The sequence below is a fragment of the Bacillus cereus genome (assembly GCF_002577405.1).
GTDB classification, from domain to species: domain Bacteria; phylum Bacillota; class Bacilli; order Bacillales; family Bacillaceae_G; genus Bacillus_A; species Bacillus_A cereus_AU.
In genome coordinates this window covers 315,574-341,892 of record NZ_NULR01000006.1, presented here as the reverse complement: position 1 = coordinate 341,892, position 26,319 = coordinate 315,574, and the positions used below count along the sequence as shown (strand labels likewise).

Genomic DNA, 26,319 nt, shown 5'->3' with positions numbered 1-26,319 from the left:
AGTACAAATGAAAACATTGCTAGAGGTAAAAGATTTGCAAGTCTCCTTTGATACACATGCAGGTGAAGTACAAGCTGTACGCGGTGTTACTTTTGATTTGAAAAAAGGAGAAACATTAGCGATTGTAGGAGAATCTGGTTCTGGTAAATCAGTTACTTCTAAAGCGTTAATGGGATTAATTCCGAATCCTCCAGGACGTATTAAAAACGGTGAAATCGTATTTGAAGGTCGTGACTTAACGAAACTAACAGAAAAAGAAATGCAGCAAGTACGCGGTAAAGATATTGCGATGATTTTCCAAGATCCAATGACATCGTTAAATCCAACGATGACAATTGGTAATCAGATTATGGAAGGTCTTATTAAACACCAAGGGATGAGTAAAGCAGATGCACGTAAAGTTGCTGTAGAATTAATCGACCTTGTAGGTATTCCGAATCCAGCAGCTCGCTTAAAACAATATCCTCACCAATTCTCAGGTGGTATGAGACAGCGTGTAGTTATTGCGATGGCGTTAGCTTGTAACCCAAAATTATTAATTGCCGATGAGCCGACAACAGCGCTAGACGTTACAATTCAAGCACAAATTCTAGAGCTTATGAAGGACATTCAGCAAAAAACAGAAGCGGCAATCATTTTCATTACGCATGACTTAGGTGTAGTGGCAAACGTTGCAGACCGAGTTGCGGTTATGTACGCTGGTAAAGTTGTTGAAATTGGAACTGTTGATGAAATTTTCTATAATCCACAACATCCATACACATGGGGCTTAATCGCATCTATGCCAAGCTTAGATGGTTCAGAAGAAGAGCTATATGCAATTCCTGGAACGCCTCCAGACTTATTGAAGCCGCCAAAGGGTGATGCTTTTGCACCACGTAACCCGCAGGCGCTGAAAATTGATTTTGAAATGGAACCACCTTTATTTAAAGTAAGTGATACACACTATGCGGCAACTTGGTTACTTCATGAGCAAGCGCCAGAAGTAAAACCGCCGGCAGTCGTTGAAAAACGCATTCTTCAAATGAAAGCAGGTGAACAACATGACTAAACAACGTGAGAAATTAATTGAAGTAAAAAATGTAAAGCAACACTTCGACGTGAGTGGTGGTGTTGTCAAAGCGGTTAATGATATTTCATTTGATATTTACCGCGGAGAAACATTTGGTCTTGTAGGAGAATCAGGTTGTGGTAAATCAACAACTGGAAGAACGATCATTCGTTTATACGATGCGACTGCTGGTGAAGTGTTGTTCGATGGTGAAAATGTACATGGTAAAAAATCACGCGCAGAACTGAAGAAATTCAACCGTAAAATGCAAATGATTTTCCAAGATCCATATGCATCATTAAACCCTCGTATGACAGTAGGGGACATTATTGCAGAGGGTATTGATATTCACGGACTAGCAAAAAGCAAAAAAGAGCGTATGGACCGTGTTCATGAACTGTTAAACACAGTTGGCTTAAATAAAGAACACGCAAACCGTTTCCCACATGAATTCTCAGGTGGACAACGTCAACGTATCGGTATTGCTCGAGCACTTGCTGTAGAACCTGAATTTATCATTGCCGATGAGCCAATCTCAGCACTTGACGTATCGATCCAGGCGCAAGTTGTAAACTTACTGAAACAGTTACAAAAAGAAAAAGGTTTAACATACTTATTCATCGCCCATGATTTATCAATGGTAAAATACATTAGTGACCGCATCGGCGTAATGTACCGTGGTCAAATCGTTGAGCTAACAACAAGTGATGAGTTATATGCGAATCCAATTCATCCATATACAAAATCACTATTATCAGCGATTCCGCTTCCAGATCCGGATTATGAGCGCAATCGTAAACGTATCGTATACGATCCATCTCAACATGATTACGGCAATGAAGTGCCAACAATGCGCGAGATTCGCCCAGGACATTTCGTACTATGTTCTGAAGCGGAGTATAAGAAATATAAAGAAATCTATCAATAAGAAAAAGAGCCATTCTTCTGTTACGGGAGGATGGCTCTTTTTCTATTATATAAAACATTTATATTATAAACATTCGTCAATAAATTGATATATTCAAAGAATCGCTGGTGGGAATTTCATTTATCATTATTGATACCTTAATCAAATGATTTTTACTGCGCTTGAACAGAAACACTCTCTTCTTGTTCAGGTGGTTTAACAAGCGCATAACGTTCCCACGCTCTACTTTTCCAGCGGAAGAACATAATAATTGCCCGCGTCCATTCGTCAATCGCAATCGCTAGCCAAATACCGACTAGCCCCATATCTAAATGAAAGGCGAAAAAGTAACCGAGCGGTAAACTCATTAACACCATAGAGAATGCACCGATTAAAACAGGATATTTTGCATCACCAGCTGCACGAAGTGAATTGATGATGACAATGTTCATTGTACGTCCCGTCTCAAGTAGTACACTTAGTAAAAGAACTGACGCGCCTAATGCAATAATGTGCGGATTATCTGTAAACAGTCCCATTAATTGTGTACGGAATGTAATAACGAGAGCGACCATACATAAAGTTACGCCAATTGCCCATTTTACACTTTTCCATACGCGTTCATATGCTTCATCTTTTTCACCGCCGCCAACAAGGCGCCCGATAATAATTGCAGTTCCCATACCAATCGCAATTGCGAATAAATAAGTGAACATGGAAATGTTAGTAGCGTATTGTCTAGCAGCTAATGAATCCGTTCCTAAATATGTTACGTAATATAGGAAGACAATTTGACAGGCTTGATACATGACTTGTTCAAATGCAGATGGAATGCCAATCTTTAAAATTTTCCCGATGTATTCTTTTGATAAGGTGAAGTAATATTGTAATTTCACACGATATTCCATAACGCGGTATAGTAACCAGAAGAACACAATAAGTGCCAGTAGTCGACTGACAGCGGAAGAAATCGCAGCACCTTGCACACCAAGTTCAGGGAAACCAAATTTCCCGAAAATAAGTACGTAGTTTCCGGCGATATGAATAATATTCATTCCAAGTGAAACAAACATCGCTTGCTTTGTAAAGCCGTGTACACGGATAATTGCGGCTAATGAATTAATGATGGCTTGAAGGAAGATAGCTCCTCCGACGATGGATAAGTAGTTTTGCGCATACGTTAGTACGTCGCCTTGTAAGTTCATTGCCATCATCATATGTTTTGAAAATAAAAGAAAACCAGCGCTTATAACGAGCCCGACCACTAAATTTAATGTGATGGCTAATGCTGATATTTTAGATGCTTCCATAAAACGTTTGGAACCAAGGTATTGAGATACGACGATAGCTGCGCCGTTCCCGATAACTTCTAGTACCAAAATAGCGATATGAAGATATTGATTCGCTGCACCAACCCCAGATACAGCATCGTCTGATAATGCACTTAACATGAAAGTATCAGCGATCCCCATCAACATAAAAAGAAAAACTTCTAGAAAAATAGGCCATGTTAATAAGAATAAACTTAATTTCTCTGTCGGCCCGTTTTTGGAGTGAATTGCTGTCATGTCCGTCCCCTCTTTACCGATATCTATTTTTAGCAAAGTGTATCGTAACACACTTTCATATCCTTTGCACTCATTTTAGCCTACATATTTTTAATATGAATAAACCTTTATTTTATGATAAAAAGGGAGGAATAATTATACATAGGATATTATAGAATATAAAATTTATTTTTCTCTGATAATTTAGAAAAGTATAAAATTTGGTATTTTTAACACTTTAGTTCAATAAAAACGCAGTATGAAACGTTTACAAATTCGTTGGGTGTTAACAGAAAATTTTAATAAAATAGAAATATAAATATACAAAAAATATATTTGTGTGTATAATATGAATTATTAGAACATATATATATTTCTTTCTGTTTGAAAATGAAAGGGCTAACATTTTTTGGAGGGGTGGAAGTATGAAAAAAAAGATACCAGTTTTTGTAGCATCAACAGTAGCAATGAGCATGATTTTAGGGGCATGTAGTTATCAAAAAGATGAGCCGCAAGCGAACGCAAAAGGGGATAGCGGGAAAAGCGGTACGAAGCAAGTTATTAACTTAATTGAAACACAAGAAATTCCAACGATGGACCCAGCTTTATCAGCTGATGCAGTTTCTTCGAAAGTAATGAACAACACGATGGAAGGACTATACCGTCTTGGAAAAGATGATAAGTTAGTTCCAGGTGTAGCGAAAGAATTCCAAAAGTCAGAAGACGGTAAAAAGTATACATTTAAATTACGTGAAGATGCAAAATGGTCAAATGGTGAACCTGTAACAGCGAAAGATTTCGTATATGGATGGCAAAGAGCGATTAATCCAGATACAGCTGCAAAATCAGCGTACATTATGTATGATATAAAAAATGCAGAAAAAATTAATAAAAGAGAGATGAGTCCAGATCAATTAGGCGTAAAAGCAATTGATGATCATACATTAGAAGTAGAATTGGATAATTCTATTCCATATCTTGTTGATTTAATGGTCTATCCGATCTTCTATCCTGTTAATGAAAAGTATGTGAAAGAGCAAGGTACGAAGTTTGGTTTAGAAGCAAACACAACACTTTATAATGGTCCATTTACATTAAGTGATTGGCAGCATGAACGTAGCTTCAAGATGACAAAGAGCCCATCATATTGGGACAATAAAGAAGTGAAGCTTGACGAAGTAAACTTTAATATTGTAAAAGATACGTCTACACCAATTAATTTATATGAAACAAACGCAGTCGATCGAGCGACGTTATTAGCAGAGTTCATCGATAAATATAAGGGGAAACCAGATTTTAAAACGGTAGAAGATACTTCTGTATTCTTCCTTCGCTTAAATCAAAAAGACCCAGCTTTAGCAAATAAAAATATTCGTAAAGCAATTTCTCTTGGTTTTGACCGTAAACCATTCGTTGATACGTTATTAAATAATGGTTCTAAGCCAGCGACGGGATTAATTCCAGATAACTTTATTAAAGGGCCGGATAACAAAGATTTCCGTGCTGAAAATGGAGATATTGTCACACCAAATGTGAAAGAAGCGAAAAAGTATTGGGAAGCTGGTAAAAAAGAGCTTGGTAAAAATGAAATTGAATTAGAGTTATTAAATGAAGACGTTGAATTATCGAAGAAAACTGGTGAATATTTAAAAGGTGAGTTAGAAAAGAATTTACCAGGTTTAACAGTGAAAATTAAACAACAGCCATTCGCACAAAAACTAAAATTAGAAGATGCGGGTGACTATGTAATGTCATTCTCTGGATGGAGTGCAGACTTCCCAGATCCAATTACATATCTTGATATGTTCGTAACTGACGGGCCACAAAATAAAATGAATTATTCTAATCCGAAGTACGATGAGATTATTATGAAAGCGAAGAAAGATGGAAGCGACGTAAATGCTCGCTGGAAGAACTTATTAGAAGCGGAAAAAATGTTACTTGATGACGCTGCGATTGTTCCAGTATATCAACGTGGTAGAGCATACTTACAAAGAGAAACAATTAAAGATATGTACAATCATAAATATGGTGGCGAAGTAAGCTTCAAATGGGCATCAGTAGAGAAATAAAAAAAAGCAGGTGATTACCTGCTTTTTTTTAATACGTACGTTTCTTATAAATACCTTTCCCGCCAACTTGGTTCCAGCCGGACTGCACATCCAAACTTTTATTAACAAACTTCATCTTTTCTTTTCCGCCAAAGAGTTTTTCACCGATGCTATTTGTAATGACACCAATCAATGCTGTGATTCCGATGATGAGGGTAGCAACAATGATAAAATCAGTAAAAAAAGCGATCATATGCAAATTCCCCCCTTTGCCTGTCTCTATGTTTATTGTATGAGATAAAAGGAAAAAAAGAAAGAAATGTCAGAAAAATATTTCATTACTTTAGAAATCATGTAGACATGGGAAAGAATGTTTGTTAAAATAAGAACGAATGTTCTTGCTTTTCTTTCTTCTATATAGTCTTACATTTCTTAATTGAATTATCAGGGAAAGGTAAGAAAACGTTCTCTTTTTCATAGGAAAGATTATGGGAAAATAACTATATATCATATGAGAAATCTATGAAAATCGCGTGTTCAAAGGGTTAGATATCGTTGTTAAAGGACAGTTAAAGACAGTGTAATCATGTTACATAGCAGTGGAATACTCGGAAGAGTTTTCTCAACTAGCAGGAAATTTACTGTATATTTCTTGCAAAATCTATTGTATAATGATTATAGAAGTTACTTATTAAAAGTAATTGTTGTTTGTTATAAGTTGTTGCTTACATGAAATGCGATTTTTGCACTTTGCTATAAGACAAGTTATCGCAAAAAATTGCTGAAATTAGAAATTTAAACTGTAATTAGTACAGAATTTGTACTCTTTAAGGAGAGTGAGCTTTGTATGGTAACATTATATAGTTCTCCAAGCTGTACGTCTTGTAGAAAGGCGAAATTATGGCTAGAGGAAAATCATATTCCTTATACAGAACGTAATATTTTCTCAGATCCATTAACGATTGAGGAAATTAAAGAGATTTTACGTATGACAGAAAGCGGAACGGATGAGATTATTTCTACTCGTTCTAAAGTTTTCCAAGAATTAAATGTAAACTTAGAGTCTTTACCACTTCAAGATTTATATAAGATGATTCGTGACTATCCAGGAATTTTACGTCGTCCAATTATGATTGACGAAAAACGCCTTCAAGTAGGTTACAACGAAGACGAAATCCGTCGTTTCTTACCACGTACAGTAAGAACGTTCCAATTGCGTGAAGCACAGCGTCTTGTAAATTAATTATAATAATATGAAAACCTTCTACTTATTATAGAGTAGAAGGTTTTTTTTAATGTTTCACATTCCGTAATCGTACTTGTTGAACGATAAAGCCGATGCATAGAACGGTGAAAATGAACAAGAAAGGAATGCCTTTGGTGAAACTTGGGTTGTTGTGAAAAAATGTTGCAAGTCTGTCTTCGTGTGTAACCATTTTTCCTGCTGTATAGGAAAGAATGGCTGCTCCGCAATAAATGAGGAGTGGAAAGCGTTCCATAAGTATTAAAATAAGTTTACTGCCCCAAATAATAATCGGGATAGAAATGAGTAAACCGATTATTACGAGTATAAACCTCCCGTGAGCTGCACCTGCAATGGCAATAACATTATCAAATCCCATAACAAGATCCGCGAATACGATTGTACGCACTGCTTGGAATAAAGTTGTTTTTCCTTGAATAGCAGAAAGATCGTTGCTATTATCAGTTAGTAAATTTACTGCAATTAATGTAAGTAAAACCCCGCCAGTAAGCTGTAGAAATGGAATGTCGAGTAAATAGACAGCTAGTATTGTAAGGAGAATGCGTAGCACAATTGCTAAAACAGTACCGATCAGAATGGCTTTATTTCGTTTTGATTCAGGTAAATTTCGGCTAGCTAGTGCGATGACAATGGCATTATCACCACCTAGTACAACATCGATACCGACAATCATTAGTACAGATGTTAAAAACTCTAAGTCCATTCTTCTGCCTCCATTTATGATGTTTTAATAAGCGAACTATATGTATGTGATGAAGAAAGATTCCTGCATCTTTGGGGACTAAAAACCTTCTCTAATAGAAGTTTCACTTTATTACAGTGTACGGGGGAATGTGGAAATGTATGTCCAAATTTTTTGTGAGTAAGAAATCAATATAATGATATATTTATGTAGATGATCGAGTGAAGATAGGCATATAACTATTTTTGTAAAATAAATCGATTTTATTTCCATTCTGGAGAATCTTATCATAAAATGAAAGTACAAGAATCTATTGATTTATCATATGAGTGGGGAATCCCTTCATAACAATACTAAGCAGGAAGGGAGAGTTATATTTTGGATATTGAAAGAATTAATGATCATACGATGAAATTTTTTATTACGTACATTGATATAGAGGACAGAGGTTTTAATCGAGAAGAAATATGGTACGACCGCGAACGAAGTGAAGAGCTCTTTTGGGAGATGATGGATGAAGCGCGTGATCACGATGATTTCTTTATTGATGGACCGTTATGGATTCAAGTGCAAGCAGTCGATAAAGGGATTGAAATACTTGTAACGAAAGCAGAACTTTCAAAGGATGGACAAAAGTTAGAACTGCCGATAGGTGTAGACAAAATTATAGACATTCCATTAGATGAAGGGATTGAATCCTTATTCCAGCAAGAATTAGTGGAAGAAGTAGAAGAACAAGCAGGAACAACCTTTAATGAAGATGGTACGTTAGGCTTTTTAATTAAGTTTAATGATTTTGAAGATGTCATTTCGTTAAGTCATCGTCTAATCTTTGAGGATATAAAAGATGAACTGTATTCATTTGAGGACCGCTATTATGTATATGTGGAATTCGATGAAGTGCTACATGATGAAGAAGAAATCGATCGTATTTTAAGTATTATTTTAGAATATGGAGAAGAATCTACTTTAACAATTCATCGTGTAAGTGAGTACGGGAAACAAATTGTGAAAGAGCATGCGCTTGAAACAATTCGCAATAATTTTCCGGCTAAAACGTAAGCCGATTTCTGTAGTATGAAATCGGCTTTTTATATGAAGAATAGGAAAGCTTTCTGAGTTAGGAGGTAAGAGATGAAAAATACGTTAAAGCTACTTTTCTTTATCCTACTATTGTTCGCATTATTTGTTTCGTTACGTATGTTTATTGATGTAGCATTTTATTCGGATGTCATTGGGATAAAAGATATTTCGATTTTAGGTATTATTAGTATTGTATTTACCGTATCTGCGTTTTTAATTGGTTGTGTTATTTTCTTAGAAAACCGCCATCCATCTAAAACGCTTACGTGGTTAATTGTATTAGGTATTTTTCCGGTATTTGGGTTCTTTGCTTATTTATTATTCGGACAGAACTTTCGGAGAAAAAGAATGTTCCAAAAGAAGGCGTTACTCGATGAACAGGCGTTTTTACAATATAAGGGACATGAAGATTATGAAGAGCGGATTTTGCGTGATCATAAGCATCAGGAGTTGTTATTTCGTTTAGCAGATCGATTAGGTGCTTTAAATATTTCATTCCAAACTGAAACGAGAACATTAACAAATGGAGATGAAACGTTTCAGGCTATTTTGGACGGATTGAAACGAGCAAAACATCATATTCATATGGAGTATTACATTGTACGTGATGATAAGCTAGGGACAGAAATTAAAGATATTTTAATACAAAAATCAAAAGAAGGCGTTGTCGTTCGTTTTTTATATGATGCAGTTGGAAGTTTTAAATTATCAAATTCATATATTGAAGAATTGAATGATGCAGGAGTAGAAATGATTCCATTTTTCCCTGTGCGCTTTCCGATTTTAAACGATAAGATTAATTATCGGAATCATAGGAAAATCGTTATTATTGATGGAAATGAAGGGTTTGTAGGTGGATTAAATATTGGTGATGAATATTTAGGGAAGGATAAATATTTCGGTTTTTGGCGAGATACGCATTTATATTTACGTGGTGAAGCTGTTCAAAGTTTGCAACTTATTTTTCTCCAAGATTGGTTTTATATGACTGGTGAGGCTGTGTTAGCCCCTGAATATTTACAAGCAGAGGCAGTCGAGGGCGATCATTGGGGTGGCGTGCAACTCGTTGGAGGTGGACCTGATAATAAATGGGAGACGATTAAACATTTGTATTTTGCAATGATTGCTTCGGCTCGGAAATCAATTTGGATTGCAACGCCGTATTTCATTCCTGATGATGATATTTTATCCGCGTTAAAGGTAGCGGCACTTGCTGGTATTGATGTACGTTTGTTAATGCCGAGTAAGCCTGATAAGCGCACTGTCTTTTACGCATCGAGATCGTACTTCCCAGAGCTATTAGATGCAGGAGTAAAGATATATGAATACGAAAAAGGTTTTCTTCATAGTAAAGTTGTCATCGTTGATTCTGATTTAGCTTCAATTGGGACAGCAAACATGGATATGAGAAGCTTTCATTTGAACTTTGAAGTAAATGCCTTTTTATATGATACAGATAGTATTCGAAAACTTGTGCAAGATTTTAAAGATGATTTAGAAGAATCAAGTGAAATTCATGTCGACCGTTTTCATAAAAGACGTCTTCATAGACGCATTGTGGAATCGGCGTACCGGTTATTATCACCTTTATTATAAAAAGAGATGTCCGAAATTGGGACATCTCTTTTTTGAAAAGGAATTTGTAATAAATTGTAGAATATAAGAAATCGAAAGGGTGTGATGACGATGTTTATCGCTAAAAGAGAGAACGGAGAAAAACTTCATTTACTCTACAACCGTGATGAAGAGCTTTTACACCGTATGCGCCAAAAAGAACGATTCTTTTGCGTAGCTTGCGGCAAGGAAGTGCTAATGAAATTAGGGAAACAAAAAAGCTGGCATTTTGCTCATAAGAAAGTGGATTCATGCCTTGCCTTTTATGAAGCGGAATCTATGTATCATAGGCACGGAAAAGAATTGTTATATAGATGGTTAAAACGTCAAAAGTTTCATGTGGATATAGAGCATTATCTTTCAGAAATTCAGCAACGACCAGATATTTTCGTAGAGAGAGATGGCAGAAACATTGCGATCGAATACCAATGCGCCAATATCTCCGTAGAACAGCTGTATAAACGAACGTATTCGTATTGGCAAGCTAGTATACAAGTTATCTGGATTATTGGTGGAAATCAATTAAAAAAACAATCTGCATATTGGATGAAATTCTCCTCACTTCTGGCTTTCTCCTTACAATCTTATCCTCAGCCATTTCTTATTTTTTTCTGTCCGAAACAAAAATCGTTTATGAAATGCGCTTTTATCACTCCATTTTCTACAAATGTTTCTTTCTCACATACGATATATTTACCAAGCGATACGACCACGTTTGAAATGCTCTTTTCTTCCGTACCTTTCCAAAAAGAAAAAATAGGGCAAGAATGGAAGAAAAGGAAGAACTATTTTCGGCAAAATGCCCTGCCGATTTGGAATTATAATTATAAGTCACTATTGCGCCTCTTATATCAATATAAGTGTACCCCAGCGAGTTTTCCTTCTGAAATAGGTGTTCCGCTCCCGTCTTTATTTGCTTTTCAAACAAATCCATTTATATGGCAGGCTTACATATATATGAAGTGTATAGGTGAGCTTGCGGTAGGGGACTGTATTTCCCTTCAATATGTATGTCATAACGTGAAAAAGTATACGAAGAGACGTCTACTACCATATTTTTCGCAACACATATGGAAAGAGGCAGTAACTGAATATATGACCTTTTTATGCTATGTAGGTGTGTTGCATAAAGTAGATACTTATACGTACCAGAAAATGAGGGATGTAGTTATGTTACAAACAGAGGAAGAAGTTAGGAAGCATGATGAAATTTGCTTAACGCATGCGCTATCTTTATTTGAGGCAAAGTATAACATGAGAGGAGGAAAAGGGGATATAATAAAGACTGATCGTGAAGGAATTACATAAGAAAAAAACGAATTGTACTTAAGTAGAGATATTTAAAGGAGGGCTTACAGAATGGCTGAACAAAATAGAGTAAAATCATTACCAGATCGCAATGAGATTGAAGAAGCAAACACATGGCGATTAGAAGATATTTTCCAAACAGATGCAGAATGGGAAAAAGAATTCCAAGCTATTAAAGAGCTATTGCCAAAGTTAACTGAATTTAAAGGGAAGCTTGGCGACTCTGCAGACAATTTGCTTGAGGCATTGCAATATGAAGATGAAATTTCAATGCGATTAGGTAAGCTATATACATATGCACATATGCGTTACGATCAAGATACAACAAACTCTGTGTATCAAGCATTAAATGATCGCGCAACAAATTTATATTCACAAGTATCTAGTAGCACAGCTTATATCGTTCCTGAAATTTTATCTATTTCAGAAGAGACGCTACAAACGTTCTTACAAGAAAATCGAGAGCTAAGTGTATATGAGCATGCATTAGAAGAAATTACACGTCAACGTCCGCACGTATTATCTGAAGCTGAAGAAGCGCTATTAGCAGAAGCATCTGAAGTGATGAGTGCATCAAGTAATACATTTGGTATGTTGAATAATGCGGATTTAAAATTCCCATCTATTAAAGGTGAAGATGGAGAAGAAGTAGAAATAACACATGGTCGTTATATTCAATTTTTAGAAAGTGATGATCGTCGTGTGCGTGAAGATGCATTCAAAGCTGTATATGAAACGTACGGAAAATATAAGAACACTTTTGCAAGTACGTTAAGTGGGGCTGTGAAACGTAATAATTTCAATGCACGCGTTCGTAAATACGATTCTGCACGTCAAGCTGCATTAAGTAATAATAATATTCCTGAAGCGGTGTATGATCAACTTGTTGAATCGGTAAATGATAATTTACACTTACTACATCGCTACATTGATATTCGTAAGCGTGCCCTAGGTCTTGATGAGCTTCATATGTATGATTTATATACACCACTTGTACCAGAAGTGAAAATGAATGTGAAGTATGAAGAAGCGCAAGAAATGTTATTAAAGTCTTTAAATGTACTTGGTGATGAGTATGTTGATATTTTGAAAGAAGCATATGAAAATCGCTGGGTAGATGTGTATGAGAATAAAGGAAAACGAAGCGGAGCATATTCATCTGGTGCATACGGGACAAATCCGTATATTTTAATGAACTGGCATGATAATGTAAATAATTTATTTACACTTGCTCATGAGTTTGGTCATTCGGTGCATAGTTACTATACAAGAAAGACACAACCGCACGTATATGGAGATTATTCAATCTTCGTTGCAGAAGTAGCATCAACTTGTAATGAAGCACTTCTAAATGACTATTTATTAAAAACGACAGAAGATAAGAAAGAGCGTCTATATTTATTAAATCACTATTTAGAAGGATTCCGTGGTACTGTATTCCGTCAAACGATGTTCGCAGAGTTTGAGCATATTATTCATAAGAAAGTACAAGAAGGACATGCTGTTACGCCAGACATGTTAACGGAGATCTACTACGATTTAAATAAGAAATATTTCGGTGACGCTTTAGTAATCGACGAAGAAATTGGCTTAGAGTGGTCTCGTATTCCGCATTTCTACTACAACTACTATGTATATCAATACGCAACAGGATTTAGTGCGGCAACAGCACTATCTAAACAAATTTTAGAAGAAGGGCAACCGGCAGTAGAACGTTACATTAACGAATTCTTAAAAGCAGGAAGCTCTGATTATCCAATTGAAGTGCTGAAAAGAGCAGGAGTAGATATGGCATCTCCTGAACCTGTAAAAGAGGCACTACAAGTATTTGAAGAGAAATTAAATGAATTAGAAGCGTTATTATTTGAAGAGAACTAATGAGAAAAGACGAGGGATTTTATCCTCGTCTTTTTTGTTTAGCGCATGTTTTAAAAAGTTAACTATGTCGATATTTGTCGAAAATAATAGGTGTATTTCCTTACTTTTTCTAAATTAGGAGACAGTTTTACAGTTGATTTTTGAAGTTAAAACCCTTTAAATCGTTTTCTATGATTGAAATAGGAAAGAGCGATGACGATGACCCCAAATAAAAGAGGCAAGGCAATAATTTTAGGGAAAGCTTGTAGTAGAGAGAGAATATACAAGAAAAAAGAAACAAGGATACATAAAAAAATTAGTAACATATAGGATTTTTTTATGAAAAACACCTCCTTTCAAGAGCTTTTATATAGCTTATTCAAAAATGAAAACGTTTAGAATGTGACAAAAGTGTGAAATTCGACAAAAGGGGTTGTCATCTGACGTCGAATCTTGTAATATAATAAGCGTGAACGAATTCACATACAAACATATACCCCTTTGTTTGAACGTGAAAATTTCTCCCATCCCCTTTAATATTTTTATAAGCCGTAAAGAAAAAGACCTGGTGTTTACACCAGGTCTTTTTCTTTTGCTATCCATTTCCAATACCGTTCGCATTTTACTTCAATCATTTGTACTTTTCGTTTCAGTTGTAATTTTTTTAGTTCGCGCTCAATTTCTTGCTGCGGGCAGTCGTATATAAATGCTATTTCTTTTGAAGAGATAAATTGTGTTGCTTCTAGTAACACCTCTAAAGGTGGTAACGGTTCTGGCTCAATTTCGCATTTTACAAGTTCTTTCAATAATTGTACGTATACGTCATAGGAATAAGTTCCAGCGATTTTAATACCTTCTTCATCTGAATTCGCATGAAAAAATACGAGGGAAGGTATTTCTGTAATATGCATCTCATTTGTGAATTTCAAGTCACATTGGAAAGCTTTTTTTGCACTAGCGGAATGTAAATCTTTTTTGAATTCTTCTACATCAATATTGCTATCTTTCGCACATGCAAGTAATAATTCGCAGTCAGGGTTCGATACATTTTCAAGGAAAATGTATTCTTGGAGTTTGCGCAAAAACTTCGAACCTGCTTTTCGGCCTTGCAACTCCGCCGCCTTAATTGCCATCGAAACTAAATATGGTGTTGATGATGCTTCTTGCATATGTACCTTTCCGTCACATGAAAAGCCTTGTAAACTTGTTGTCTTTTCCCACACAAATCGAATATTAGCAGGTTTATTCCATTTGTGTGAGGAAGCGTTCGTTCCGTCCACTTTTCCTGTTACGATATGACGAATAGAGAAGTATTTCCCGTATTCGAGCCATAGTTTAATAATAAATGGCTCGATTTCCCAGCAATCTTTACAAAGTGGATCAATAAATAAATATGCTTCTACAGACTTATGCTCACATGCGGAAGGAGAGGGCATATTGATATGCTTTGCTTCCTGCTTATCCATTACACTTCACCTGTTTCGTTTGGAGTATTAACCATATGCTGAGCAGTTAATGCTAAACGTTCAAAAACAAACTCTCTTATATGACCATGCACTCCTGTATCATCCATTGCTTGCTCCATACATGATAGCCAAGCCTCTGCTCGTTTTGGAGTAATCTCAAACGGAAGATGGCGTGCTCTTAACATAGGATGACCGTGTTCTTCAGTGTACAAATTAGGACCACCTAAATATTGTGTTAAAAATTGTTTCTGCTTCCTAGCGGTTTCTGTTAAATCATCCGGGAAGATGGGAGATAAGTCAGGGTGTTTACTGACATAGGAATAAAATGTATCCACTAATATTGCAATGCATTGTTCACCGCCAATTGCTTCAAATGGTGTCATCGGTTGCTTGCTCATCCTTTATAAACTCCTTTTTCCATGAAATGTATATCTATTGTAGCAATGGAATGTTCGAGAGGGCAACTAAACAGCCTTCATAACATTCTTTGCCTATTCTATATGTTATAAATGAATATTGTACTTTTTAAGTGAGATGTATCCACCAGTAAAACGTACTCACTAGTGGAATTTTCACTTTAGCGTGCTTTGTTTTGTTTGGCAAGGAAAAAGCGTTTTACTTTGTTATTTGTATGGCGAACTGGTATGTTATGTTGCTTTAATAAATTCATAAATGAGGCTTTACCAGTTTCCTCATCTTGTACTTCATATTCGATTTCATAATCATCGTGATTGTAATAGAAACTATGGTCAAAGACAAGTGTTCCGCCTTCAAATAACGTTTCTGCTCTTTCTGTTGTTAAATTGCCCATATACGTTAAAGAGGAAACGGGAATTTGTAATTTGTGTAGTTGGTCTACTACATCCCCTTGAATGATTGTGTTTGTTTCCATCATCAATTTTGCTTCATCTGCTGTTACGACTTGGTGCGTTTCTAATAAGCCGATTTCCGCAGGTTGTTTCAATGTTAATGTATAAGTTTCCCCTTTATGACGAATACGAAGTGCAGAGCCAGTTTCTTTTAACGAGAAGCTCGGTGTTTCAAAGTAGTGATTCACTTGTTTTGTAAATGCCTCAATCGAAAACGATTTGCATAATATGCCGAATTCTTCTTCTGTAACTATATTTTTAAATTCAATTTCAATTTCTTGTGTCATTGTATGCGCTCCTTTTGAAAAATAATTCTTTTCACATTATCGCTTTTTCGCAAATTTGGTTCAATGTTTTATTTGTTTGCGTCCATGTTATGATACAATAATACTGTTAAGTAAGACAGGAAGTTGAGATGGAGGAGTTAGAGCATGCAAAATAAAATTCAAGTTAAGAGCGTAGAAAAGAGAGAGAATGCTCTTATTTTTTGTGCAGAAAATACTGAAATAGAGGTAAAGGAGTTAAGTGCGCGTAATCACGTACTTGTAGACTCAGACAATTTATCATTTTTATATATCCTAGAAAACGAGTCATCTTTCATTTATGTAAGCATTCCGCATACATGCTGGGAAGCAATGCATGAAGCGATGAATAAAGATGCAGCAATGTTTATTCACGTGAATGATGTTGAAATGGAATTAGAAGGATTAAAAGAAGAAGTAGAATATTTAGTTGAAAATATTGAAGGTAATGCAAATTACGGAGAAGAATTAGTAACTGCTGTAGAAAAAGTATTTCTATAAGCAAATGGATTGATTTTGGTGGTGGTTGAAATGAATCGAAATTGGGAAGAATTTTTAGCACCTTACCACCAAGCGGTGGCAGAGCTGAAAGTGAAACTAAAAGGAATGCGTACACAGTTTGCAATGTTGACGGAGCATTCCCCAATTGAGTTTGTAACTGGACGAGTGAAATCAGTTGCGAGTATTATCGATAAAGCGGAAAAAAGAAATGTACCGTTAGATCGATTGAGAGAAGATATGCAGGATATTGCTGGTCTTAGAATGATGTGTCAATTCGTGGATGAGATTAAGCCTGTTGTAGAATATCTTCGAAAACGAAATGACTTTGAAATCGTGGAAGAGCGTGATTATGTCACGCAAAAGAAAGATAGCGGTTATCGCTCTTATCACGTTGTTATTAGTTACCCTGTTCAAACGATACAGGGAGAAAAAAAGGTATTAGTAGAAATACAAATACGTACGCTAGCAATGAACTTTTGGGCAACAATTGAGCATTCTTTAAATTATAAATATAGTGGGCGTTTTCCTGAAGATATTAAAATACGCTTACAACGTGCAGCAGAAGCGGCATTTTTATTAGATGAAGAAATGTCTTCTATTCGTCTTGAAATTCAAGAAGCGCAAAAGGCTTTCTCAAGAAAGCAAGAAACGAAAGATTCCGAATCATAAACTAAAGGGTGTTGGGCGATGAAATTTACAATTATGTCAAAGGGAGATCAATCATCAGATACACTGGCAAGCACGATGAAAGAATATTTGCTAGATTTTGGATTTACAATGGATGAAAAGGAACCCGATATTGTAATTTCTGTTGGGGGAGATGGAACTCTTTTATATGCGTTTCATCGCTATTATAATCGATTGGATGAAACAGCATTTGTGGGTGTACATACAGGGCATTTAGGTTTCTATGCAGATTGGTTACCGACAGAAGTAGAGAAGTTAGTAATTGCGATTGCTAAAACACCATTCCAAGTGGTGGAATATCCACTTTTAGAAGTGATTATTCGCTATGTGAATGGTAGTAAAGAGTCACAGTATTTAGCGATGAATGAAGCGACTGTAAAAAGTGCAGAAGGTACATTAGTAACGGAAGTGGAAATACGCGGAGAGTATTTTGAAACGTTCCGCGGTGATGGTCTTTGTATTTCTACGCCTTCAGGAAGTACTGCGTATAATAAGGCTCTTGGCGGGGCAATTATTCACCCTTCGATTGAAGCGATTCAGATTGCAGAAATGGCATCCATTAACAACCGTGTGTTTCGTACCGTAGGCTCACCGCTCGTATTGCCGAAACATCATACATGTGTGTTGAAGCCGGCTGCAGGAATGAACTTGCAAATCACGGTGGATCATTTGACGATGGTTCATCAAGATGTGAAATCAATTCAGTATCGCGTTGCAAACGAGAAAGTACGATTTGTTCGTTTCCGTCCGTTCCCGTTCTGGAAACGTGTCCGTGACTCGTTTGTTGCAGATAAATAGAAGGGGTTTATATATTTGAACAGGTTTACATTAAAATGGGATATAGGACCGGCTGAAGAAGGAACTTTAGTTAGGGAATTTTTGAAAACGAAAGGGATTTCTAAAGCCGCATTAACGGATATAAAGTTTCATGGCGGAGCAATTGAAGTAAACGATCAACATGCGAGCGTTCGTCATCAGTTACAAGCTGGTGAAGAGTTACGTGTCTTTTTTCCAGTAGAGGAAAGAAGCGAAGGGATGATTGCGGAAAATATCCCTTTAAGCATTGTATATGAAGACGATGCAGTTCTTATCATCGATAAAGAAGCGAACATGTCAACGATTCCGTCTAGAGAACATCCGGTAGGGAGTATTGCCAACGCGCTTTTATCCCATTATGATAAGCAGCATCTTGCAAGTACGGTGCACATTGTAACAAGGTTAGATCGTGATACTTCAGGGCTTATGCTTATTGCAAAAAATCGTTTTGTGCATCATCTATTATCGAAACAGCATCAACAAAAAGCTGTGAAACGAACGTATGAAGCAGTCGTTCATGGAGAAATGATAGAACGAGAAGGAACGATTGACGCACCGATTGGACGAAAATCGGATAGCATTATTGAGCGAACAGTTTGTGAGGATGGACAGAGGGCAGTTACTCACTTTAGAGTAATGAAGAGCTCATCTCATAAGACGCTTGTATCGCTTGAACTTGAGACAGGAAGAACGCATCAAATCCGTGTGCATATGGCGCATATAGGTCATCCGTTACTTGGCGATGACTTATATGGAGGAAGAAGGGATGAAATGAAACGACAAGCACTTCACAGTACATCTTTGACGTTTTATCATCCTATTTTAGAAAAGGAAATGTCTTTTACTACAACGATTCCAAGCGATATGCAAGAGTTATTAAGGCATACTTAAAAAGGGAACAAAATTCTTACGCACTGAAGAATTTTGTTCCCTTTTTTCTTAGCGGAATAATATTAAAATTTGATTATCACCCGTACGCTTAATAACGAAAAATCCACTTTCAGCTTTTGTAGCAATGCCGTCATCATTTGGACGACAATATCCATGTGTTTCGCAAGTCCCATCATCACGTACTAACATTTGTCCAATTAATCCGACAGGAAGCCACTCAGTACGGTCTTTTCTTGCTATATACTTACAAGCTGGATCCCATTCGGTATTTAAAAGTGGTTGTATTTCATGTGTTTCTGTACGCACATATTGACGCTTTCCAAAGTTATCGGTTTTATAGCGTTTTTGCCAACTTAAAGCACCGCTATTTCCTATAAGAGCGGGGGTTGCACTAGATATTCCTAAAATGAATGAATCGTTTGAAGTAGCTATTCGAATTTTTTCGTCGCTACTAAATGTAACGAAATAACCGACATCAATAGGGCTGGAATCTGCCGTCTCAAACATTTGTGCAAAATCCGTTCCGCCCGCATTGTAAGAAGAACCATCAATATACATTTCTCCGTTATGAGCAAGCCATTTTGCACCTATATTATGATCAGTGTCATTTGTCCCATTTGCAATAAACCAGGAATAAGCTTCTTCTGCTGTACCAAATTTGCCCATAATATGGCTACCTGCAAAATGAGCTGTTGATGTATGATTACCTTCCGCATGAGATGAGAATCCGTTAGCAATCGTTGCGGTTCCTTCTGCATGTGCTGCTTCACCGAAAGCAATCGTATGTTTACCTTCCGCGTGGGCATAAGAGCCGCCTGCTGTCGTTTCACTTCCCTCACTATGCGAACTATGTCCAGTTGCTTTTGACTTTGATCCTTCTGCATGAGAGAAAGAACCTTTTGCGTGTGTAAGAAGCCCTTCTGCATGTGAAGCCGTGCCCTCTGCATGAGAGTGAAGGCCCTCTGCATGTGTATACCGGCCGCTTTTTTTCACTTTTGCATTTTCAGCTGTAGGGGGCTTAGTTATGATCGGTTTTTCGGTTTGGATCTCAATTGATGAAGCTAATGATTCTTTTATTTTTTTTACTTGATTTATAATAGCGGCTGGAATTTCTGGTTCTATGCTTTTATTTATTGCTGCAGGAATGTTTTGTTCCGTATTTTCCTTTTCTTCTTCAGAATGCAGTACTTGTTCATTGTGATTAGAGAGATGTTTATTTTTTTGCTGCATCTTTATTTTTCTACGATTGATTATGCGGCTCATTACAGCATTTTCTAAAGAGACATATTTTGTTTTATCTTTTCTTTTTTTTGATGACTCTTGTTCTTCAAGTTCTTCTATCGCTGCAGCTCGAATGCCGCACCAGTTGTTAATTCCGTACATGGGAAGATATAAAGGGGAGAATTTTCTTTTTTGTTTAGAAGATTTTTTCTTCATTCTGTCACCTCCTGCGACAGTATATGCCGCACAATGAAAAAAAGATGCACTTTATCGCATCTTTTTTAATTGCTTCACCCAGTTTTTATGTGGGATACGTCTAGAAAATATGAGAATCCCTTGCCACCCGTGGATTGTACTAAGCTAGGAAGGGTTATGAAATTGGGCGGAATTTCTCAGGAACAAAAGGCAGGGAAGAAGGAACGGAAATAGTCTCCATTTCAGGATAACGTAGTCCCGTTAGTTTACCACCAAATACAGCACCAGTATCGATATTGATTGTATGATTCACGAAACGAGGTTCTTTTACTGGTGTATGTCCATATATAATCCAAGCGTCCCCTTTATACTCTTTCGCCCAGTCACGACGGACAGGTGAGCCATCATCATGTTTTTCCCCTGTAATATCGCCATATAATACAAATGTTTCTACTTTTTTATCTTGTCTTCCTATGTAATCTTGCCGAATACCAGCGTGACATACAATTAACCGTTTCTCAGCGAGTACGTGATATAAAGGGGAATGTTCATAAAGGGTGATGAACTTTTCTTTTATGACTTTTTGTTCGTGAGAAGGAAGTGCTTCGTATTCGGCAACAGTTGTTTCAAGTCCGTGAGCGATTTTCACATTACGTCCGAGGAAAAATCGGTACAGTTTATTACAGTGATTTCCAGGAGCGTAATAAGCCTCTTTTTTATGTATGACAAGTTCCCATACAATTTCAATCATCCGTAATGAGTGAGGGCCACGGTCTGTAATATCACCAACGAATGCAAGCTTCCGTGTGTCGGGATGAACTGGCAAGCCACTATTCCATTTATATCCTAGTTTCGTCGTTAAGTTTTGAAACTCTTGGAAGCAGCCGTGAATATCCCCTATAATGTCATATTTCATATTTAAACCTCCAGCCTATTTTTCATTAGTATATCTAAAAAAGGATAGAGATAAAAATATCGTTTTTATACGCTTTATTTAAACATAAAGATTTTCGTCCGTGAGCGAACGTTTAAAATAAATCCAATCGCAATCATGTATGTAAGCAACGAACTTCCTCCATAGCTCATAAGGGGTAATGTAATCCCTGTAATAGGGAGTAATCCGATTGTCATACCGATGTTTTGGAATACTTGGAAAGTAAACATACCGATTGTGCCAGCGCAAATGTAACTACCGAAAGGATCATTGCTTTCTAAAGCGATATGAATCATGCGGAAAATGAGTAAGAAAAAAAGTGAAATAATGATACTTGCACCTAAAAAACCAAATTGTTCAGCGACGTTAGTGAAAATAAAATCTGTATGTGGTTCTGGAAAATATACTTGTCCATTTTCCCATCCTTTACCTTGCATTTCTCCTGATCCAGTAGCTAAGAAGGCTTGTCTTAATTGATAGCCTTGCGCGTCATATTGGTAAGGTGCTAGCCAGCCATAGAATCGGTTTAATTGATACTCTTTTAATATATGCTCTTTAAAGAATTCCGTATGAGCAAAATAAATATATGTTAAGGTAGAGCCTAATGCAAACATGCCGGACGTTAATCCGAAAATGAAGCGCCAATGTATACCAGAAACTAAAATCATTGCTGCGAGCATCGCTGAAATTACCATTGTATTTCCTAAATCAGGTTCTTTTGCAATAAGTAGTAGTGGTGGCAAACTCGTTGCGAATATTTTTCCGAGTAAGATAAAATCTTCACGTGGTGTTCGAAGAAAGTATTTTTCATTATGATCCGCTATAATTCGTCCAATGACGATAATTAAAAATAATTTCATAATTTCTGAAGGCTGAAAATTCCCGATACCTGGAAGCCTGTACCAAGCGGTAGCCCCTTTAATTGTAACGGCACCTGGAACTTGAAGTTCTAGCCCAATAAGTAGTATCATTGCAAAGCTATATAAATACCAAGCAATTTTTTGATATCGGTCGAAATCGATAATCATAATAACACCAATAGCGAGAAATCCAATGAAGTACCATTGAAGTTGCTTTAGTGCAAAATTTACGTTTTGTAAAAATGGTGGTAAAGAGGCTTGTGCACTTGCAATAGCAAAGCAACTAACAGTCCCAATGGCAAATAAAATGAATAGTAATACGTAGTCTATTTGATATTGAGAATTTGTATCTTTCACTGTATGTAATCCTTTCTACTGCTCTTTATATTAATGGATTTTATAGTTTAGAAAAAATGTAAGAACTATACGAACAATGTATAGTTCTTACATTTTTTATTTTGTCGAATAGCTTAATAATTTAACTCTTTAATAATTATATCCAAACAATGGGAAAGACGTACATGTGCATCTGGAATGAGATCTGGTAGACTGTGATAATATTGTAAAGAATTTTTACACCACTGATAGGCGTTAAGTAGAGCTGCTCTATAGTCCGTGGTATTTTGTAAAAAGCCATATTCTTTTGATGTTATAACGAGATGTGTGAAATCTTCAGAGCCTTGAAGGAGCTTGTTGTGTACTTGTTGTCCAGCATGGTGGCGGAATTGACTTAATGGCTCGGAGATATACACAGCATCACCTTTAGAAAGTAAGGAAATCCATGATGCCATATCGACACTACAAGCATATTGTCTACCTTTTAGTGTGCCAAAAGGGTCAGTGAGTAACTTTTTTTTGAACAAAGTAGTTGTCGGCTCCCCGATAATATTGTGGCCAGACTTTAACATCCAGTCCCCTAATAATATTCCGTTTAATGGTGTGTCTTCGCTATATAATCTTTGCGTTGAACGGGAGTCATCTATTAGATGGCCATCATCATCAATACGTACTCGGTAAGAAGTGACAAGAGCAAGGTTTTCATTGGAATTCTGCAAAAAATAGGACATCATTTTTTCTATTTTTTTCTTGTAAAATACATCATCGTCCATTAAAAAATTTATATACTCGCCATTCGATTTTTCTAAGAGGATAAGGTCGTTGTGAAATTGTCCTAGGGTAGGATTGTTTCGAATGTATGTTATGTTTTTATAATTTGGTAAATACTGTTCAAATATTAAAGTTTCTGTTTCATCATCTGTACTATCATCACCGATAATAATTTCTATATTTGAATAAGTTTGGGCTATTGCACTTTCTAGAGCAATTTTGAAATAATGAGGTCGATTATAAGTAGGAATAAGGATGGAAACGAGAGGCGTTTCTTTTTCATTCGTCATACGTAACTTCCTTTCAGAAGCTTTTTTTTGCAAGAACAATATCTTGATAACTTGTATATTCATGTCTGCCACACCATAAGCCGTAATGAGGTTTATTAATCAGTTCTAGCCCGTATTTATTTAATAAAGTACAAATATCTGTTTCAGGATAAGCAACTGCGAAATTAGGAATGTCTTTATTTACAACATAGCAATTTTCAATTTGATGATAAAATCCTAATGTACTTAGCCCTGCATTTAAGTAATAGGACGATTCAGGGTTTATTAAAAAGAATGTAATAAAACATCTTCCATCTTTTTTGAGCACACGTACAATCTCTGATACATAATGCTCTAATTCTTTCGGGAGAAGATGTGTAAATACAGAAGTTAAAAAGATGAAATCAAATGTTCCGTCTTCATATGGAAACTTATATTGAGAAGCATCTTCTTTTCCTTCGGGATTGTAGAAATGATTGTATATGTCAACGTGTTCAAAATGAAAATTATTACGCATAGTCGCAATATTGTTTTGACACCAAGTGATTCCCTCTTTAAATAAATCAAATCCATAGTATGCTCCATCATCAGTTAAGTAACTCATTAGTGGCACAGCCATTCGGCCGACACCGCATCCTACATCTAGTACTTTTTCGTTTGATTTTAAACCGCCAATTTTAATAAAGTGCTTTATAAATTCTTTTCCAACTTTTTTGAAATCGCCACCTACATATAGGACGAGTTCGGGAGGGGGGAGTAATGTCATTTCTTTTTCAAGTTCGCTCATGAGTACACTCCTTTCTTAGGGGATAAATAGATATTGTTAATATACAATATCTATTTTATCCCGTTATTTGCGGCCGATCTAGTAATTGTAGTTTCACAATAATATGCAAACGACTATGTTATGTAATGAGATTCCTGAAATATTTTACTATTGATGAGAATGAACAATTGGTCGGAATGGAACCTCTTGTTGAATAAAATGATTCTTATTCTTTTCTCCAATAAACGCCAAATAAATCAATTTTAATAATAGGGGCTTTTAAATTTCTTTCATTTCTAAAATCTGTCACAGCCTCAGCGCATGGTGGTAGCCCATAGTCATCAATAATTATATAGCCACCCTTAGAAACTTTATCGTATAAGTTCACAAGGCCATCCATGGTGGATTCATACATATCACCGTCAAGGCGAGCGATTGCAATTTTTTCAATTGGCGCTGTTGGTAAAGTATCTTTAAACCAGCCTTTTAAAAATTTTACTTGATCATTCAATAAATTATATTTTCTAAAATTCTCTTGCACTTGTTCTAAAGAAATACGTAAGTAATCGAACGTGTGTAAATAGTCCCCGTAATCTTTCGGATATTGTTCTAAATTAGGTGCTGGCAAACCTTCAAATGAATCAGCAACCCACACATTACGATTCGTAATATTATAAGCTTGTAAAAAACCATTCATAAAAATGCATGATCCACCACGCCATACACCTGTTTCAATAAAATCACCATCTATATTTTCACGAACAACGGTTTCCATTGCTTCGTGTAACTGATTAATACGTTCTCGGCCAATCATGCTATGTGCTGCTCTTGGCCAATCCAATCCATCTTGACGTTCATTTTTTAAAACACTTGGCTTCACAATTTTCAAGTTATGGTTTTCGGCATATTGTTTAATGAATAAAGGGAGCGGTAATGTAACTGGTTCGTATGGAATTTCCTTAGAAATATGTAACGAAGCAGGTAAATATGGTTCATATTCTAGCCATATTTCAAATAAAATTGTTTTCTTCAACAACTCTAGATAAAGCTGGACAGCTGATTTATTTTCCATATATGTGCCTCCTGCAAAATGTCATACAACAATATGATTATGTAGATAACGAAGGTTTCATGATTGAATTTGAAATTGAAAAAGCAGTAAAACTAATATCAGTTTTACTGCTAAGTAAAATATTAAGCGATTTTCTCAATAATAATAGATGCGCTAGTACCAAGAGCTAGAGATAATCCAAGTCCTGTAACAACAGCTTCAACCATTGATGGAGTCATTGTAATTTGTGTAATTGCTTGGATAACGAGAGGCGCCCCAAGTGAGATTAAACTTGTTCCAGCGCCAGGTATGTTAAGGCCGTTCACTTGAATTGCAAGGCCACCTAATATACTAACTGATGCAGTATATGCGATAACAGTAATTTTATAGAATCCAGTTTCACTTATGATGAAAGTATCATTATCTAATTTGGAGATTGCTGTACCAAATTTAGATCCAACTGTATTAAACGGTACAGGCTCATCAAAACCAAGAGCTAAGCTAACTGTAGCAGCGTTAAATGCATATAATCCTGCTGGAAGACCTAATCCAGAAGGCCCAGTCGGCCCAGTCGGCCCAGTCGGCCCAGTCGGTCCAGTCGGTCCAGTTGGTCCAGTTGGCCCAGTCGGTCCAGTTGGCCCAGTTGGTCCAGTCAGTCCAGTTGGCCCAGTCGGCCCAGTCGATCCAGTTGGACCAGTTGGACCAGTTGGTCCAGTCGGTCCAATTGGTCCACCAGAAGGCCCAGTCGGTCCGGTTGGCCCAGTCGGTCCAGTTGGCCCAGTTGGCCCGGTTGGAAGAGTAAATGGTGGTATAGGTGGTAATGTCGGTCCTACAAGGTTAGGATCAAATGCACTTGCGGATAATGATTCTTCGGGATTTAAGCCATCTGAATAATTATTATTTGACATAAATTCACCTCCATAAAGCTTTCATTATATAGTAGATGCAAAATCTTAAGAAAATGACACGGACGCTTGAATTATTGAAAAGAAATCTAAAATAACTTGAACAATATAAAAA

Annotated in this window: 25 protein-coding genes; 12 read left to right on the top strand and 13 right to left on the bottom strand. The window is 36.4% G+C overall.

The window, feature by feature from the left end:
• Window positions 1-7 precede the first annotated feature (7 nt).
• Both COC96_RS10175 and COC96_RS10170 read left to right on the top strand, forming a co-directional pair.
• The gene (locus COC96_RS10175; RefSeq protein WP_097903969.1) at window positions 8-1,051 is read left to right on the top strand and encodes an ABC transporter ATP-binding protein; all 1,044 of its coding nucleotides are present in this window, start codon (window positions 8-10) and stop codon (window positions 1,049-1,051) included.
• Entirely contained in the window at window positions 1,044-1,979 is a 936-nt protein-coding gene (locus COC96_RS10170) for an ABC transporter ATP-binding protein (protein ID WP_097903970.1), read from the top strand. The genes COC96_RS10175 and COC96_RS10170 overlap by 8 nt, the downstream gene beginning before the upstream one ends.
• A gap of 152 nt (window positions 1,980-2,131) precedes the next feature.
• Here the strand turns inward: COC96_RS10170 and COC96_RS10165 are convergent, their stop codons facing one another.
• Window positions 2,132-3,577 carry an MATE family efflux transporter gene (locus COC96_RS10165; RefSeq protein ID WP_141536105.1) on the bottom strand — a complete coding sequence of 482 codons (1,446 nt, stop codon included), beginning with the start codon at window positions 3,575-3,577 and terminating at the stop codon, window positions 2,132-2,134.
• Window positions 3,578-3,930: 353 nt separating this feature from the next.
• Here COC96_RS10165 and COC96_RS10160 point away from each other — a divergent pair, with 353 nt between their 5' ends.
• Window positions 3,931-5,577: a peptide ABC transporter substrate-binding protein gene (locus tag COC96_RS10160; RefSeq protein WP_098269032.1), complete on the top strand. Its 1,647-nt coding sequence runs from the start codon at window positions 3,931-3,933 to the stop codon at window positions 5,575-5,577.
• A 28-nt stretch (window positions 5,578-5,605) separates the two neighbouring features.
• Here COC96_RS10160 and COC96_RS10155 read toward each other — a convergent pair whose 3' ends face one another.
• Entirely contained in the window at window positions 5,606-5,809 is a 204-nt protein-coding gene (locus COC96_RS10155; protein WP_000559981.1) for a hypothetical protein, read from the bottom strand.
• Between the two features lie 594 nt (window positions 5,810-6,403).
• On the opposite strand from COC96_RS10155, the gene spx reads away from it, so the two are divergent.
• Window positions 6,404-6,799, top strand: a complete 396-nt coding sequence (gene spx, locus COC96_RS10140) for a transcriptional regulator Spx (RefSeq protein WP_000258267.1) — start codon at window positions 6,404-6,406, stop codon at window positions 6,797-6,799.
• 49 nt (window positions 6,800-6,848) lie between these two features.
• On the opposite strand, the gene COC96_RS10135 is transcribed toward spx, so the two are convergent.
• Entirely contained in the window at window positions 6,849-7,523 is a 675-nt protein-coding gene (locus COC96_RS10135) for a TerC family protein (protein WP_098269034.1), read from the bottom strand.
• A gap of 357 nt (window positions 7,524-7,880) precedes the next feature.
• Between COC96_RS10135 and mecA the strand changes: the two genes are divergently transcribed.
• The 4 genes from mecA (at window position 7,881) to pepF (ending at window position 13,385) form a co-directional block, all read left to right on the top strand.
• Window positions 7,881-8,564 (top strand): adaptor protein MecA, encoded by a 684-nt coding sequence (gene mecA / locus COC96_RS10130; RefSeq protein WP_098269035.1) that lies wholly within the window; start codon window positions 7,881-7,883, stop codon window positions 8,562-8,564.
• 72 nt (window positions 8,565-8,636) lie between these two features.
• A complete protein-coding gene (locus tag COC96_RS10125; protein ID WP_098269036.1) occupies window positions 8,637-10,181 on the top strand; it encodes a cardiolipin synthase in 1,545 nt (514 codons plus the stop codon).
• 81 nt (window positions 10,182-10,262) lie between these two features.
• The gene (locus tag COC96_RS10120; protein ID WP_098768723.1) at window positions 10,263-11,507 is read left to right on the top strand and encodes a competence protein CoiA; all 1,245 of its coding nucleotides are present in this window, start codon (window positions 10,263-10,265) and stop codon (window positions 11,505-11,507) included.
• A 51-nt stretch (window positions 11,508-11,558) separates the two neighbouring features.
• Entirely contained in the window at window positions 11,559-13,385 is a 1,827-nt protein-coding gene (gene pepF, locus COC96_RS10115) for an oligoendopeptidase F (protein ID WP_098768722.1), read from the top strand.
• A gap of 551 nt (window positions 13,386-13,936) precedes the next feature.
• Here the strand turns inward: pepF and COC96_RS10105 are convergent.
• The 3 genes from COC96_RS10105 to COC96_RS10095 form a co-directional block, all read right to left on the bottom strand.
• The gene (locus COC96_RS10105) at window positions 13,937-14,830 is read right to left on the bottom strand and encodes a ClpXP adapter SpxH family protein (RefSeq protein ID WP_098269039.1); all 894 of its coding nucleotides are present in this window, start codon (window positions 14,828-14,830) and stop codon (window positions 13,937-13,939) included.
• The gene (locus COC96_RS10100; protein WP_000043382.1) at window positions 14,830-15,228 is read right to left on the bottom strand and encodes a globin domain-containing protein; all 399 of its coding nucleotides are present in this window, start codon (window positions 15,226-15,228) and stop codon (window positions 14,830-14,832) included. Before COC96_RS10100 ends, COC96_RS10105 begins: the two co-directional genes overlap by 1 nt.
• A 179-nt stretch (window positions 15,229-15,407) precedes the next feature.
• Window positions 15,408-15,986, bottom strand: coding sequence for a CYTH domain-containing protein (locus tag COC96_RS10095; protein ID WP_098269040.1), 579 nt, complete (start codon window positions 15,984-15,986; stop codon window positions 15,408-15,410).
• Between the two features lie 144 nt (window positions 15,987-16,130).
• Between COC96_RS10095 and COC96_RS10090 the strand changes: the two genes are divergently transcribed.
• From COC96_RS10090 to COC96_RS10075, 4 genes are read left to right on the top strand one after another with little or no spacing between them, the layout of a single operon-like run.
• The gene (locus tag COC96_RS10090) at window positions 16,131-16,502 is read left to right on the top strand and encodes a hypothetical protein (protein ID WP_097903981.1); all 372 of its coding nucleotides are present in this window, start codon (window positions 16,131-16,133) and stop codon (window positions 16,500-16,502) included.
• Between the two features lie 30 nt (window positions 16,503-16,532).
• Window positions 16,533-17,171: a GTP pyrophosphokinase gene (locus COC96_RS10085; protein ID WP_001081480.1), complete on the top strand. Its 639-nt coding sequence runs from the start codon at window positions 16,533-16,535 to the stop codon at window positions 17,169-17,171.
• An 18-nt stretch (window positions 17,172-17,189) separates the two neighbouring features.
• Window positions 17,190-17,987 carry an NAD kinase gene (locus COC96_RS10080; protein ID WP_000673196.1) on the top strand — a complete coding sequence of 266 codons (798 nt, stop codon included), beginning with the start codon at window positions 17,190-17,192 and terminating at the stop codon, window positions 17,985-17,987.
• A 15-nt stretch (window positions 17,988-18,002) separates the two neighbouring features.
• Entirely contained in the window at window positions 18,003-18,896 is an 894-nt protein-coding gene (locus COC96_RS10075) for an RluA family pseudouridine synthase (protein ID WP_098269041.1), read from the top strand.
• A gap of 48 nt (window positions 18,897-18,944) precedes the next feature.
• On the opposite strand, the gene COC96_RS10070 is transcribed toward COC96_RS10075, so the two are convergent.
• The 7 genes from COC96_RS10070 to COC96_RS10040 all read right to left on the bottom strand — a co-directional run bounded on the left by COC96_RS10070 (window position 18,945) and on the right by COC96_RS10040 (window position 26,207).
• Window positions 18,945-20,333 (bottom strand): peptidase G2 autoproteolytic cleavage domain-containing protein, encoded by a 1,389-nt coding sequence (locus COC96_RS10070; RefSeq protein ID WP_098269042.1) that lies wholly within the window; start codon window positions 20,331-20,333, stop codon window positions 18,945-18,947.
• Window positions 20,334-20,487: 154 nt separating this feature from the next.
• Window positions 20,488-21,228, bottom strand: a complete 741-nt coding sequence (gene prpE, locus COC96_RS10065) for a bis(5'-nucleosyl)-tetraphosphatase PrpE (protein WP_098269043.1) — start codon at window positions 21,226-21,228, stop codon at window positions 20,488-20,490.
• 74 nt (window positions 21,229-21,302) lie between these two features.
• Entirely contained in the window at window positions 21,303-22,463 is a 1,161-nt protein-coding gene (locus tag COC96_RS10060; RefSeq protein WP_098269044.1) for an FtsW/RodA/SpoVE family cell cycle protein, read from the bottom strand.
• A 113-nt stretch (window positions 22,464-22,576) separates the two neighbouring features.
• Entirely contained in the window at window positions 22,577-23,503 is a 927-nt protein-coding gene (locus tag COC96_RS10055; protein ID WP_098768749.1) for a glycosyltransferase family 2 protein, read from the bottom strand.
• A 13-nt stretch (window positions 23,504-23,516) separates the two neighbouring features.
• A complete protein-coding gene (locus COC96_RS10050) occupies window positions 23,517-24,269 on the bottom strand; it encodes a class I SAM-dependent methyltransferase (protein WP_098768721.1) in 753 nt (250 codons plus the stop codon).
• A gap of 205 nt (window positions 24,270-24,474) precedes the next feature.
• Window positions 24,475-25,320 carry a TylF/MycF family methyltransferase gene (locus COC96_RS10045; RefSeq protein WP_098768720.1) on the bottom strand — a complete coding sequence of 282 codons (846 nt, stop codon included), beginning with the start codon at window positions 25,318-25,320 and terminating at the stop codon, window positions 24,475-24,477.
• Between the two features lie 122 nt (window positions 25,321-25,442).
• Window positions 25,443-26,207 (bottom strand): BclA C-terminal domain-containing protein, encoded by a 765-nt coding sequence (locus COC96_RS10040; protein WP_098768719.1) that lies wholly within the window; start codon window positions 26,205-26,207, stop codon window positions 25,443-25,445.
• Between the last annotated feature and the right edge of the window lie 112 nt (window positions 26,208-26,319).

What these genes read in the sequence shown, in the direction of transcription:
- COC96_RS10080 (WP_000673196.1), top strand. Translation starts at nt 17,190, where the DNA reads ATGAAATTTACAATTATGTCAAAGGGAGATCAATCATCAGATACACTG.
- COC96_RS10135 (WP_098269034.1), bottom strand. Translation starts at nt 7,523, where the DNA reads ATGGACTTAGAGTTTTTAACATCTGTACTAATGATTGTCGGTATCGAT.
- COC96_RS10090 (WP_097903981.1), top strand. Translation starts at nt 16,131, where the DNA reads ATGCAAAATAAAATTCAAGTTAAGAGCGTAGAAAAGAGAGAGAATGCT.
- pepF (WP_098768722.1), top strand. Translation starts at nt 11,559, where the DNA reads ATGGCTGAACAAAATAGAGTAAAATCATTACCAGATCGCAATGAGATT.
- COC96_RS10070 (WP_098269042.1), bottom strand. Translation starts at nt 20,333, where the DNA reads ATGAAGAAAAAATCTTCTAAACAAAAAAGAAAATTCTCCCCTTTATAT.
- prpE (WP_098269043.1), bottom strand. Translation starts at nt 21,228, where the DNA reads ATGAAATATGACATTATAGGGGATATTCACGGCTGCTTCCAAGAGTTT.
- COC96_RS10045 (WP_098768720.1), bottom strand. Translation starts at nt 25,320, where the DNA reads ATGGAAAATAAATCAGCTGTCCAGCTTTATCTAGAGTTGTTGAAGAAA.
- spx (WP_000258267.1), top strand. Translation starts at nt 6,404, where the DNA reads ATGGTAACATTATATAGTTCTCCAAGCTGTACGTCTTGTAGAAAGGCG.
- COC96_RS10175 (WP_097903969.1), top strand. Translation starts at nt 8, where the DNA reads ATGAAAACATTGCTAGAGGTAAAAGATTTGCAAGTCTCCTTTGATACA.
- COC96_RS10125 (WP_098269036.1), top strand. Translation starts at nt 8,637, where the DNA reads ATGAAAAATACGTTAAAGCTACTTTTCTTTATCCTACTATTGTTCGCA.
- COC96_RS10105 (WP_098269039.1), bottom strand. Translation starts at nt 14,830, where the DNA reads ATGGATAAGCAGGAAGCAAAGCATATCAATATGCCCTCTCCTTCCGCA.
- COC96_RS10085 (WP_001081480.1), top strand. Translation starts at nt 16,533, where the DNA reads ATGAATCGAAATTGGGAAGAATTTTTAGCACCTTACCACCAAGCGGTG.
- COC96_RS10050 (WP_098768721.1), bottom strand. Translation starts at nt 24,269, where the DNA reads ATGAGCGAACTTGAAAAAGAAATGACATTACTCCCCCCTCCCGAACTC.
- COC96_RS10100 (WP_000043382.1), bottom strand. Translation starts at nt 15,228, where the DNA reads ATGAGCAAGCAACCGATGACACCATTTGAAGCAATTGGCGGTGAACAA.
- COC96_RS10155 (WP_000559981.1), bottom strand. Translation starts at nt 5,809, where the DNA reads ATGATCGCTTTTTTTACTGATTTTATCATTGTTGCTACCCTCATCATC.
- COC96_RS10095 (WP_098269040.1), bottom strand. Translation starts at nt 15,986, where the DNA reads ATGACACAAGAAATTGAAATTGAATTTAAAAATATAGTTACAGAAGAA.
- COC96_RS10055 (WP_098768749.1), bottom strand. Translation starts at nt 23,503, where the DNA reads ATGACGAATGAAAAAGAAACGCCTCTCGTTTCCATCCTTATTCCTACT.
- COC96_RS10170 (WP_097903970.1), top strand. Translation starts at nt 1,044, where the DNA reads ATGACTAAACAACGTGAGAAATTAATTGAAGTAAAAAATGTAAAGCAA.
- COC96_RS10160 (WP_098269032.1), top strand. Translation starts at nt 3,931, where the DNA reads ATGAAAAAAAAGATACCAGTTTTTGTAGCATCAACAGTAGCAATGAGC.
- COC96_RS10040 (WP_098768719.1), bottom strand. Translation starts at nt 26,207, where the DNA reads ATGTCAAATAATAATTATTCAGATGGCTTAAATCCCGAAGAATCATTA.